This window comes from [Scytonema hofmanni] UTEX 2349 (assembly GCF_000582685.1).
In the GTDB taxonomy this organism is placed as follows: Bacteria; Cyanobacteriota; Cyanobacteriia; order Cyanobacteriales; family Nostocaceae; genus Hassallia; species Hassallia hofmanni.
Genome location: NZ_KK073769.1, coordinates 1,183,362 through 1,195,925 on the forward strand (window position 1 = coordinate 1,183,362; position 12,564 = coordinate 1,195,925).

11 protein-coding genes and 1 pseudogene are annotated in these 12,564 nt (G+C 40.7%); 6 read left to right on the plus strand and 6 right to left on the minus strand.

Going from position 1 to position 12,564, the window contains the following annotated elements; genetic code table 11:
- Window positions 1-315 precede the first annotated feature (315 nt).
- The 4 genes from TOL9009_RS0135470 to pheS are packed head-to-tail and all read right to left on the minus strand — an operon-like array spanning window position 316 to window position 1,916.
- Complete coding sequence (locus TOL9009_RS0135470; protein WP_029638223.1) at window positions 316-495, minus strand: DUF6887 family protein; 180 nt, start codon at window positions 493-495, stop codon at window positions 316-318.
- Between the two features lie 29 nt (window positions 496-524).
- A complete protein-coding gene (locus tag TOL9009_RS46615; RefSeq protein WP_144238462.1) occupies window positions 525-704 on the minus strand; it encodes a DUF6888 family protein in 180 nt (59 codons plus the stop codon).
- A gap of 56 nt (window positions 705-760) precedes the next feature.
- A complete protein-coding gene (locus tag TOL9009_RS48190; protein ID WP_186227767.1) occupies window positions 761-898 on the minus strand; it encodes a hypothetical protein in 138 nt (45 codons plus the stop codon).
- A 16-nt stretch (window positions 899-914) separates the two neighbouring features.
- A complete protein-coding gene (pheS, locus tag TOL9009_RS0135480) occupies window positions 915-1,916 on the minus strand; it encodes a phenylalanine--tRNA ligase subunit alpha (protein WP_029638225.1) in 1,002 nt (333 codons plus the stop codon).
- A 234-nt stretch (window positions 1,917-2,150) separates the two neighbouring features.
- Between pheS and surE the strand changes: the two genes are divergently transcribed.
- From surE to TOL9009_RS41570, 5 genes and pseudogenes are all read left to right on the plus strand, one after another.
- On the plus strand, window positions 2,151-2,948 hold the full coding sequence (surE, locus tag TOL9009_RS0135485; protein ID WP_029638227.1) for a 5'/3'-nucleotidase SurE: 798 nt from the start codon (window positions 2,151-2,153) through the stop codon (window positions 2,946-2,948).
- Between the two features lie 304 nt (window positions 2,949-3,252).
- A complete protein-coding gene (locus TOL9009_RS0135495) occupies window positions 3,253-4,149 on the plus strand; it encodes an MBL fold metallo-hydrolase (protein ID WP_029638231.1) in 897 nt (298 codons plus the stop codon).
- A 15-nt stretch (window positions 4,150-4,164) separates the two neighbouring features.
- A complete protein-coding gene (locus TOL9009_RS0135500) occupies window positions 4,165-5,181 on the plus strand; it encodes a bifunctional riboflavin kinase/FAD synthetase (protein WP_029638233.1) in 1,017 nt (338 codons plus the stop codon).
- Between the two features lie 97 nt (window positions 5,182-5,278).
- Window positions 5,279-6,187: an AAA family ATPase gene (locus TOL9009_RS0135505; protein ID WP_029638235.1), complete on the plus strand. Its 909-nt coding sequence runs from the start codon at window positions 5,279-5,281 to the stop codon at window positions 6,185-6,187.
- Between the two features lie 185 nt (window positions 6,188-6,372).
- Window positions 6,373-7,260, plus strand: a pseudogene (locus TOL9009_RS41570) (IS1634 family transposase); the annotation flags it as partial.
- Window positions 7,261-7,556: 296 nt separating this feature from the next.
- Here the strand turns inward: TOL9009_RS41570 and TOL9009_RS41575 are convergent.
- Together TOL9009_RS41575 and TOL9009_RS0135520 are read right to left on the minus strand one after the other, a co-directional pair.
- Window positions 7,557-7,817, minus strand: a complete 261-nt coding sequence (locus TOL9009_RS41575; protein WP_051503207.1) for a tellurite resistance TerB family protein — start codon at window positions 7,815-7,817, stop codon at window positions 7,557-7,559.
- 679 nt (window positions 7,818-8,496) lie between these two features.
- Window positions 8,497-10,869 (minus strand): EF-hand domain-containing protein, encoded by a 2,373-nt coding sequence (locus TOL9009_RS0135520; protein WP_242055482.1) that lies wholly within the window; start codon window positions 10,867-10,869, stop codon window positions 8,497-8,499.
- A gap of 504 nt (window positions 10,870-11,373) precedes the next feature.
- On the opposite strand from TOL9009_RS0135520, the gene TOL9009_RS0135525 reads away from it, so the two are divergent.
- Entirely contained in the window at window positions 11,374-12,558 is a 1,185-nt protein-coding gene (locus tag TOL9009_RS0135525) for an FHA domain-containing protein (RefSeq protein WP_029638239.1), read from the plus strand.
- Window positions 12,559-12,564: the final 6 nt, after the last annotated feature.

Here is a 12,564-nt window from a genome sequence, read left to right on the forward strand (position 1 = left end):
AGGGTTTTGCGCCCTCATGGTCATTCAGTTGTCATGGTTCTGATGGCTTGCGCCTCATTTACCAAGCCTGCCATCCTTGAGATTACTACTCATTTCGACAGAACGAATCGCACATAACTATCTTTATTGAAAGTCCATCCTTTTTGGGAAAATTAATTGGGGCGTTAATAAGCGCACTTATTAACGCTTCAATGTTTTTAATGATTGGTTTTAGTTTGAAACAAAAATAAAGCTAATGAAACTGTGAGATTAGAAAGTGGGTTGATAAGCTCAGTCAAATATGCTTTAGCCCAAAATACTAATAATGCCTTTTTATCAACCAGCTTGACTGATACGCTTTTGCAGTTCAGCCTCTAACTGTTCTGGTGTGCTGACCACAACACCAGGCTTCGCTCTCATAATAGTTAAGTAATACTGAAATGCCTCCTCATCTTGGGGATGAGATATTACGTATTGTCTTAAGTCTGCCTCATTAAGGCTTAAATAGTGAGTCATCTGATAATTTTCTCCCCATTGTTTAAAATTTATACTTGGATGGTTTCACCTATCAAAATCACAATTCTACCTGTTCTTTCATCGTATCGGACTAATGCAATATCTCGGAATAAATTGCTAGCACGAACGCAAAAGTCAAAGAACGCTTTCAGTTGGTCTATGGTCGGTTCCATCCATTTTTCCCATCTACCCAGTTTCTTAACTGGCATTTGTAGTACTATGTATTTGGATTCTAGGGGTTGTAGTTATAATCCGGAATAATTCGCTACACATTCCTTCGCCCAAGCAAAGCTAAGGAATTGCCCCACCTTGAGAGTGCTGGCAGCGGTAGGGCATCTTTTAATAGTGCGATCGCCCCAATAATTTTTTTATTTTGTCCCCCTGCAATGACATTAGCTATCAACTAACCACCAACCAGCCTAAAACTGCTGCAAAAAGCGCAAATCGCTATTGTATAATCGGCGAATATCATCCATTTGGTGTAAAACCATCGCAAAGCGTTCGACACCAAAACCAGCGGCAAATCCAGTATAAACTTCTGGGTCGTAACCCACAGATTTCAGCACATTTGGATCGACCATACCGCAGCCCATAACTTCCAGCCAGCGTCCATTCCACTGCAAATCAACTTCCGCAGAAGGTTCTGTAAACGGGAAATAACTGGCACGGAAACGAATTGGTAACTCCCCAAACATTGCTTCTAAAAACAGCTTAATAGTGCCTTTGAGGTCTGTAAAAGTTAGTCCCTCGTCAATTGCTAAAAGTTCTATTTGATGAAAAACTGCCGAGTGGGTAGCATCTACATTATCTCGTCGATAAACTCGTCCTGGAGCGATAACCCGTATCGGTGGTTCTTCGGTTTCCATATAGCGAATTTGTACCGAGGAAGTATGAGTACGTAGGAGATTTCCGTCTGGGAGGTAGAAAGTATCCTGCATATCACGGGCTGGGTGATCGGGTGGAGTATTCAGAGCCTCGAAATTGTAGTAATCTGTTTCCATCTCTGGACCTTGAGCCACAGTGTAGCCCATACCGACAAAGATATCCAGCGCTTGGTCGATAATACCATTGAGGGGATGAACACGTCCTTGAGGGCTGTAAATTCCCGGCATTGTCACATCTAGAGTTTCTGCTTCTAGCTGTGCGTGAATTTGAGCAGCTTCTAAAAAGGCGCGTTGTCTGTCTAAACTGGTTTGAAGGCTTTCTTTGACTGTATTGCCGATCGCCCCAATTAAGGGTCGTTCTTCAGCACTTAATTGTCCCATACTCCGCAACAGTGTGGACAATTCGCCTTTTTTCCCAAGGTAGCCGACTCGGAGTTCTTCTAGGCGTTCTAAGCTATCGGCAGATGCGATCGCTTTTTCTCCTTCAATTCGCAGTGCTAAAAGTTGAGCCTCTAAATTGCTGGGCTGATTCGTCATTTCTTACAGTTATTGGGCATTGGGCATTGGGCATTGGGCATTGGTTAAAAGACTAATCCCTTAGTTATATGCCATTGATGAGTCAAAGGTTAGGTTAAAGCAAACCTCTTTTTACCAGTTTAAAGGCTATTGTCCAAGGAAAGCATGTTTTTTTGTTCTTTGCCTGTGACGACGGACATTGACAATTGTCTCTTAACTACTAACTATTAACTATTAACTATTAACTATAGACTAATGAAATTACTAATTAGCAATGATGACGGGGTTGCGGCTTTGGGGATTCGGACTTTAGCCAATTGTTTGGCACAAGCCGGTCATGATGTGACTGTAGTGTGTCCGGATCGCGAGCGATCGGCAACCGGACATGGACTAACTTTACACCAACCAATTCGCGCCGAAATTATTGAATCGGTGTTTCATCCTGCTGTCAATGCTTGGGCTTGCGATGGAACTCCTTCCGATTGTGTTAAATTAGCGCTGTGGGCTTTGCTGGAGTCTCCCCCCGATTTGGTTGTTTCTGGCATTAATCAAGGTGCTAATTTGGGAACCGAAATTCTTTATTCCGGAACTGTTTCCGCCGCAATGGAGGGTATAATTGAAGGTATTCCCAGTGTGGCACTGAGTCTTACCAGTCACACTTGCAAAGATTTTCAACCTGCTGCTGACTTTGCAAAAATTTTAGTAGACCAAATATCGGTAAACCCCTTACCAGAATTGATGTTGCTTAACGTCAACGTTCCTGCCGTCAAGTGGTCAGAAATTGCTGGAGTTACTATCACCCGTCAAGGGGTGCGACGGTATGTAGATGTTTTTGACAAGCGCATCGATCCGCGTGGAAAAACATACTACTGGTTAACCGGAGAAGTTCTAGAAGATGTGGAACCGCCATCGGATTTAAACATACCACAAAATGTACCGACTGACGTGCATGTTATCCGTAAAAACTACATCAGTATAACGCCATTACAATATAATCTCACCTATGCAGGTGGCGTTAATCAATTGTCTCAGTGGGAATTTAAGTTGACTTGAATAAGTTTAAATCAACCGAGCTAGTAAAGCTTGTTAAATGCATTACAAGAAAATTTAGGCTATAAAGTAGGAGCACTCTTGAAAACAACTCATACATATACGCCAGAAAAAGTCAAGAAATTTGCCTTGCAGTCTCTAATCAAAAGCAAGAGCAAGATAACCAAATTAAGCAAAATTTTGAAAAGGGTATGCTGTTTTACCAAGAAATTCCCCATCTCACAAAGGGCGGATATACAGCACAAACTGGACAAAATAAGTAACAATTTTTTTTATCGCCCGCTAAGTATGCAGCAAGGCAACACCCATGTCTAGGATAGAGAATCAATTTACCGTACAATTTTGGGGCGTTCGCGGCAGCATCCCCAGTCCAGGACTAAATACCGTTCGTTACGGCGGTAATACCCCTTGCATTGAGATGCAAGTGGGGGGTAAACGCTTAATTTTCGATGGTGGTACGGGACTGCATGTTTTGGGGCAATCATTATTGCGCCAAATGCCGATAGAAGCTCATATATTTTTCACGCACTCGCACTGGGATCATGTGCAGGGATTTCCCTTTTTTACCCCAGGTTTTGTGAGGGGAAATAACTTTCATATTTATGGTGCGATCGCTCCTGATGGTTCCACCGTCGAACAACGGCTAAATGACCAAATGCTGCATCCAAATTTTCCCGTACCTTTGCAAATCATGCAAGCAAATTTGGATTTTTACAATGTCAAAGCCGGAGAACCAATCAAAATTAATGATATTATCGTCGAAACGGCACCTCTGAACCATCCGGGTGAAGCGGTAGGATACCGAGTTAATTGGCGTGATGGTGCGGCTGTATATATTACTGATACTGAGCATTTTCCCGATAAGTTGGATGAAAATGTCATGTGGTTAGCTCGTAACGCCGACATCCTCATTTATGATTCCACTTATACTGACGAGGAATATCATTCGCCAAACTTGCCGAAAATCGGTTGGGGACATTCCACATGGCAAGAAGCTGTGAAAATAGCCAAAGCAGCTAACGTCAAAACTTTGGTAATTTTCCACCACGATCCAGCACACGATGATGTATTTTTGGATCGTGTAGGGAAAGAAGCCGCAGTGCAATTTCCTGGTGCGATCATGGCACGGGAAGGAATGGTACTTCAAGTTCCGATATCCATGCCCTTATCAGAATCTATTCCTGTTAGTGAGTTTTCTGCTTAAAGGTTCCGAATCGACGTGGTAAATCTGTCTCAAAATGGGTGTGCTGTGTGGGTTGCTTCTTCCACCAAATTGGCTTTAACGCCTACTGCTGTTGCATTGGGCAAATTTGATGGTGTCCATCGTGGGCATCAAAAAGTAATTGCACCAATTTTGCAACAAGCTAATAGAGAGAAAGAAAGTAATACTAATTACATTTACTCAACAGTTGTCACCTTTTATCCCCATCCCCAAGAATTTTTTACAGGGATACCTCATGCTTTGTTGACACCAGTGGATGAAAAAGCGCAACAGTTGCGATCGCTTGGCATCGAACAACTGGTACTATTACCCTTTGGCAAAGAATTAGCAGCTTTGACTCCCGAAGAATTCGTAGAACAAATTCTCGTGCAACAATTGCAATGTCAGCAAATTAGCGTCGGGGAAGATTTTTGTTTTGGGAAAAAGCGCAGTGGTACTGCCAAGCATTTACAATTTCTCGCCGCCAAGTATAACATTCCCGTTACCATCGTTCCCATCCAAACTCATACAGGCGACGAGAGTGTCACTTCCACACTAGAGGAGGCTCGTATTAGCACTTCACTGATTCGTCAACATTTGGCAAATGGCAACATCGAACTAGCAAACCAACTTTTAGGACGTCCCTACACCCTAATTGGTTTTGTCGTCCAAGGTCAACAAATTGGCAGAACTATTAACTTTCCCACTGCCAACTTACAATTACCTAAAGAAAAATTTTTGCCCCGTCAAGGTGTTTACGCGGTTCGTGTTTGTATCGAAGAAAACCAAACTTCTACCATCGAAGGCGTAATGAATATAGGCGATCGCCCAACTGTAAACGGCACTCATCTTACCGTAGAAGTACATTTGTTAGATTGGGTTGGCGATTTGTACGGCAAAAATCTAACAGTGGAACTCGCCAAATTTTTGCGACCAGAACAAAAATTTTCTTCTCTAGAAGATCTGAAAACACAAATTAAACTTGACTGCATTGCTGCAAAAGAAGTGCTGAGTGGGAATACTAATGAGAGTTAGGAGTTAGTGGTTAGTGGATAGGAGTTAGTGGTTAGTACACAACCAACAACCAACAACCAACAACCAACAACCAACAACCAACCATTCCCCCCAGTCCATGAGAGAAAAAATTGACGCTCTAACACAAAATCTGGCTCTTACCATCGTTGGCAAAAGTGAAGCAATACGCTTAGTGCTAGTTGCTTTACTCGGTGGTGGTCACGCTTTACTAGAAGATGTCCCCGGAGTCGGTAAAACCCTGCTTGCCAAGTCTCTAGCTCGTTCTATTGATGGCAAATTTCAACGTCTACAATGCACCCCAGATTTACTACCTACTGACATTACTGGTACCAATATTTGGAACCCAAAAAGTGGCGAATTTAGCTTTCTCCCTGGTCCAATATTTGCCAATGTGCTGCTAGCCGATGAAATCAATCGTGCTACACCACGCACTCAGTCGGCTTTGCTGGAAGTTATGGAAGAACAACAAGTCACGGTAGATGGTGTTTCTCGCGCTGTTCCTACACCCTTTTTTGTGATTGCGACTCAAAACCCCATCGAATACCAAGGTACTTTTCCCTTGCCAGAAGCACAGATGGATCGGTTTATGCTTTCCTTAAGTTTGGGCTATCCTTCTGAAGCTGAAGAATTACAGATGCTGCAAAGGGTCGATAAGAATATCAAAGTTGCTGATTTACAACCTTGTATTACTTTGGCAGAGGTGCAAGAATTGCGCCAAATTTGCGCTCAAGTAAGAGTGGAAAGCTCATTGCAACAGTATATTTTGGAATTGGTGCGGGCGACACGCCAAGATGAGGAAATTTCTCTTGGTGTCAGTCCTCGTGGTACAATGGCTCTGCAACGAGCGACTCAGGCGATCGCTTTTCTGTTAGGACGTGATTATGCGATTCCCGATGATGTGAAGTTTCTTGCTCCTTATGTTCTTTGTCATCGTCTGATTCCAGCGGGAGGACGCAAAGCAAGAAGTGTGATGGAGCGGTTATTGCGGGCTGTGCCGATTCCATAACTATGGTTCTGACCGACATTCCGCACTTCAAAATCTAATATATCGATATTCAAGAATATTTCCTAACAATTGTCAAGTATTAATACTGAGAATTATTGGGGATTTGTGATTGCTATTTAACCACCATTAGCGAGATATTGGAAATCATCGTGTATTACACGATGAAGTGCGGAATGTGGGTTAAATGGTTATCTCGTGTACCATTATCCATAACTGAGGCGAAAAACTTAGTTTCAGACATCAGTGATTCAGAATTGATAAAAAGTCAAATAAATGGTTATTCATATGTTGTTAAAAGAAGTAACTACGCTTCTGTTGAACAAAGATGGTTAGTAGTCGAAAGTGAAGCGAGAAAGAAATCTGACCTACGTCAATTAGAAAAAAGAATCCCTAAATTAGAAACAAGTGCAATTTCGCAATTAAAAAAATTGCAGAAAGAAGAGTTTAATTGTCATCAAGATGCGATGAAAGCAGCATTGAAGTTATCTAAAAGTTTTAAATATTATCATTTAGATAATATTCAAATTCACGAAAAAAAATTAAGTGATAAAACTAAATATCAAGAATGCTTTTATCAAGTATCTGCAACATTATTAAAAGATGATGCTGCAATCAATTCAGAAATTCAAAGTGCTGGACGTTTTATTCTTGCTACAAATATCTTAGATGAAAACATACTTAGTAACTCAGAAATGATTTCTGAATATAAAGCGCAACAGTGTTGCGAGCGAGGGTTTGGCTTCCTTAAAGACCCTTTATTCTTCGCAGATAGTATTTTTCTTAAAACTGCAAAAAGAATAGAAGCTTTGGCAATGGTAATGGCGTTATGTTTGTTGGTTTATACTCTTGCACAAAGGCAAATGCGTGCAGCTTTATTATCATCTAAATCAACTGTAAAAAATCAATTGGGTAAACCTACAGAGCGCCCTACATTAAGGTGGATCTTTCAATGCTTTCAATCTATCCATCTTGTTGCATTAAACAATGAAAAAGAAATATCTAATCTGACAGACTATAGGCAATTTATCCTTAGCCTTTTCCCGGAAGAATGTCATTTATATTATCAATCTTAGCTTGATTAATTAACTTTATTATATATTTATTTTTCCGGCTATTTCTTTTATAGCCCTGCATTATCATATTATTTTTCGTAATTTTATTATCTTAACTATCAGTTATATTCCAGAATCAACAAAGTCAACATTGAGTTAATCTATGAATCAAGTATAAATACTTATTTATATTTGAATTGTTCTTAGTTGACTTTTATTGACATTGTTATGCGCCGATTTGAAAGAAACCCTACGGCGTGTCACACAGAAAAATGTGGGTATTAAGTATTATTTTACTCTTTTATAATTAATGTAGCTCAGTTATAACCGCGTACTACAAATTCGGGTGCGGAATATGGGTTGTAAGATTTGAGTTCCTCCACTAATGAGTCTGGTGCACCAAAAGCAGAAGCAAGCCCAACGACCCAGGCTCTTTCTTCAGGGGCTAATGTACCATCACCATTGGCACAAATGAGAACTGACTTCAAGTAACCATTATAGGCTTCACCACTTGGAAGTTTACCAAAGCTGTATTTTTCTTTAAATAGCCATTCAAAACCATCATTGTTAATAGTCATAACTTACCTCTGATGAATAGATTAAAGAAATTATTCTAAATGCAATTATCACATAATAGATGGTCTTTTTGATTATGCTTCCCTAGGGGTGGTTATTATTTGTTTTGCTACTGACCACTGACCACTGACTTTAACTCTATCCCAAGAGTGGGTGGAGTTTTTTATTTAAATAAATTATGATTTTTCTGACTTTTTATAAATAAGTATTTTTGTCAATCCTTTAAATCTTAATTTTAGATGCGTTTGCCCTGTCAATTGCGTCTAGAAGCGTAGTTTTCCGGTAGTTGCTCTGGAGGGCATGCGATATCCAAGTTTTTCGACATTGCTTTGCTCTCTTGTTGTACAAACAATCTCAGGACTTACGCAACTGTCACATATTACCAGCAGAAATATATGCGATCGCATGATGTGAAAATAAACGCACATAACCACGTTTTATGTCTGACTACTTATTAACAACAAATATCTCAAACACCTATTTAATCGTAGAAACTAGCTAATGTAAAGACGTTCCGCCGGAACGTCTTTACGACGGTTGCGACGTTTTTATTAGACATCGACCGCTATGCTTATTATGCGTTGTCCTAAACCCTTGATTAGACGTAGCACTGCTACGTCTCTACGTCTAAGGCTACCAGATGCCTATTACTGTTAATTAAACTGACATGATGTAAGGCTATTAAGTCAATTCTACAAAAACGCCGCTGCGGGAAAACTCTTCTTCTTCAGGAGTGAAATAGGGAGCTTTATCCACAAGATTAGGATCAAAACAGTATGTTTCTTGTAAAAATTGTCCGCTCTCGACAGCCGACTCCAAATCATTGATGTAATCTTGTGCAACTACACACGCTTCCTTGATGCCTTCCCAATCACCTTTTTGCAACAGTTTTTGCAATGTGGTTCTCGCCCCGGCGAGCCGCGATGCTGGCTTGAGCATACCATAAAGGCGGTAGATGCGATCGCTTGCAATACTGATATGTTTAAGTGCTTTAGCTCGTGCCAGCTCAGTATCAAGGCTGGGCCAATAGCGGGTGGTGTAGAAAGCTTTCTCATCTTTGTGATACCATTCCTCTGAGCGAGCAATGGAAGAGGAGACGGTGTTGTGCAGCTTCCAAAAGAATAAGCGCAGGGAGGAGCCATCGACTACGGTGGAGAGTTTTGCCTCCATTGACACCTCAAAGTTAGTCAATTGTGCGTCACGTCCGAGCAGAAGATACTCCATCGGATACATTTCCACCTCTTTATTCTGCACCACATACATATTCAGGTGATGGCGGCAATAGGGGCAGGGGTACATGGTGGCAAATAGTTGGAAGAAATCCTTAAAAGCTGCCACCAGAGCTTTCTGCTGTACGTCGGTCTTGGTAGATATAATTTCCGCAGAGGTGTGGAAAAAGCGCCAGACTCCAGGTCCAATATAGTATGGAAAGCTCACCCGCATTTGCGAATCCTTGATATCACTCCGACCTACATATATGTCAATAAATGCGACATACTGGGAAAGTGCGCCGGACTCCCGTCCAAATTCCTGACGTTCGCGCCGTTTCTGCACTCCATTCAAATAATGGTGTGTCAGACGCCATGCTTGCTTGAGCATCAGCTTTTGTTTTGGGGTGCATTTGGCAAAGTTCTCGGCAACATCTGCCCCATAAAAGCCAAATTCCCCCGAAGCCTTAGTTGTCTGGTACCAATTGTCCAAAGCTGCCTCGTCAGGTACTGTGTTGCTCTGTATGTCTGCGGCAGTGCTGACGCTGAATGCAGCCAGCAGCTTCGGCATGAAATCTTCATACCAATAGTTTACTGGCATCATTGCACCATCCACTTCCTCTGATGCTTGGGAGAGGATGACACGGTTCCACTTGTTCAGGTACTCTTTGGGATGTTCCTCTGATTTGGCTGGTGGTGGAGCCATTTCTTGATTCAGCTCCATCTTCCGCAGTCGATTGAGTTCGTTGATGGCAAGGACACCTTCGGCGATGTCACGCAAGCTGAAATGCTTTTTCTTGAGCGTGATCGCAAACTCGACTCCTGCTGCAAACTTGTCTTTGACATTGGCTGATTTGCGACGCGCTTCTACCATCGCTTTTTCTTCTGCCAACATCTCTGTTGTCTTTTCTATTGTCTTCCAGTTCTTGATGCGCTCTTCTAGTCGGGTATATTCATCTGTAAGGGATTTAACTACTGCATCAAGTACGGGGTTACAAGCGGGTTCCACTACACCTAACCCTTTATAGAGGGCGATCGCTGTCTTTACAAATTCCACGAAATCAGTAATTCTATAAGGTAGGTTTCTCACCCGCAGGTGGGTTTCGTGATTGGCAGAGAAACTTTCGCGGAAGCAACGGTAGGCTGCTCCCTGAATCAAACGGAATAAACCAATCTGCATTTGTAAGCGGGACGTACCCCGCTTTTGCTCGCTTTGGGGGTGTTGCGCTAGTTGTTCTTTTAGCCGCTCAATCTCTGGCTCGATGTCTGTGGCTGCTTTTTCTGTAGTGTCTTCGGTGGGGGCAACTTCATCGTTGCTAGCTGTGACTGGACTATCGGTTGTTTTTGGCGTCACGACGGGAATTGGTGAATCTGTGTAACCGATCGCGGTTTCTGACTTTTCTGGTACTAGCTTACAGAATTCTTCAAAGTCAATTGAAGCATCGCCATCATGATCGACTTCCTTGATAATCTCATCGAGTTCTTGGTCTGTCAATCCAAATTGGCTCATCACCGCTTGCATCTCGTCAGCAGTAATTTGACCGCTGCCATTCTCGTCAAATACACTGAATGCTAGCGCTAAACGACTCTGGCGATCGCCTTGCTGGGACACCATCAGCGCTTTGAACTCTTCAAAATCGATACTGCCTGACAAGTCAACATCTACCTCTTTAATCATGTCGCGCAGCTCTGTGTCACTGGGGTTCTGTCCTAAAGAACGCATTATCTGCCCCAGTTCTTCTGCTGAGATGGTACTGTTGCCGTCCTCGTCAAACATTTGGAAAGCTTCCCATAGCTTCGCTACCTCTGAAGAGGTCATTTCCTTTTTTTCCAGATCCACAGGCATGATTAATAAATCCTCGATAATTGTTGAACTTTGCTATTTAACAGTACTGTGTATTTTATAACGATCATTGATGTAAATTCCGCACTGATTGTAAATCAGGGCAAACGCTGGATAGTCAATAAAAACCCTTTACAGTTATTAGTCTTTACCACGACTGTTAATAGTTTGAAGCCGGACTATCTGGGAACATAATAAGGCTTATTAAGAATTTTTTCAATTATTTTTTCATTAATTTTTACAAGTTTATAGTACTTGCGCCAAAAAGCACCATCTATAAAACTAATATTTTATTTTTGAACAAATTTAAGTATTGTATGGTGTGTTAGACGGAACGTCGTAATGCACTCCTCCCCTTGAAAATGGTGCGATAGCATAACACACCCTACGTATTTTTTGATAAATCAAATATTAGTGATATATAAATTCTAGATAATGCCATCTCTGCTACTGTGAAGATCTGTAGTTAGCTATATATATACTATCAGGACTTACAAGAACAAAACCATGAATACACCTCCTTTGCAGCAGTGGCGAATTACTTTCAAATGGAACTATAATGGCAAGTTAATAAATAAGCAAATCTCTCAAAGAGAAGCTACCAGAGATAATCTTAATGGTGCCATTATTAGAATTGGTCGTGATCAACGATCATGTAACCTATATCTGGAGGACAGTAGCGTATCAGGTGAACATGCTGAAATCTATTTTAATGATCTACAAAAAAAATTTTTTATTAGGAGTTTGCAACCTAAAAATACTCTTAAAGTAGACGGGCAAGACATTGTTGACGGTACAGATTTGCCAGTGCAAGAAAACAGTACTATTGTTTTAGGACGGCAACAAATTGAAGTTAATAAGATTGACATTTACCAGTTTCCACCAACGAATTTACCAAATACAGTCAATCCAAATTCAAATCCAGTCAATCCGAATTCAAATCCAGTCAATTCAAATCCAATTCCAATCAATCTCAACCTAAATTTAAGTAACGTCGATCCAAAACCAGATTCAAATAAATCAAAACATTGGTGGCAAGAGCCTACAATACAGGCAGCAATAATAGGAGCGATAGTAACACTTGTTGGCTCATTACTTACTTGGAATGCAAATAGAGAGACACAGCTAACAGAAAAGAATAAGGCACTAGTACAACAAGATACTGAAATGTACAAAACAAATATAGGAACATTGGCAACAAAACAAGAAAAAGCCGAAGATAGGTATTACAAACATAAGGCTGAAAATTTAAATTTAGAAAAAGATTCAGGTAATTTTACTAAAATTATTAATATGCATAATAAATGTCGTACACCTATCAAGATTGCAATTAATTTCACTGCTTTAAATGATATACAGGAAACTCGAGGTTGGGTCAAACTTGATTCTGAGCAAAAATTCCCAATTATAATAAGTGCAAAAAAAGATACTGATATATTTTTATATGCTTCTACTGTTGATGATAAGTATGAATTGAAAGAAGGAAAAATGAGACGTCAAAAATATACGGTATCTAGAGATTTTGATTATATTTCTGATGATCTTACTCTTTTTTATCCACCAGGTGGGAAAGAACGGAAAGAGTATAAATTGGAAAAGAAGGATTTTTTTATTGTGAATTTTGATAAAGGTGATTCTACCACTAAAACCTTTACTTGTGAGGGAGACAGTTTACAGTTAAAGAATGAATGAATAACC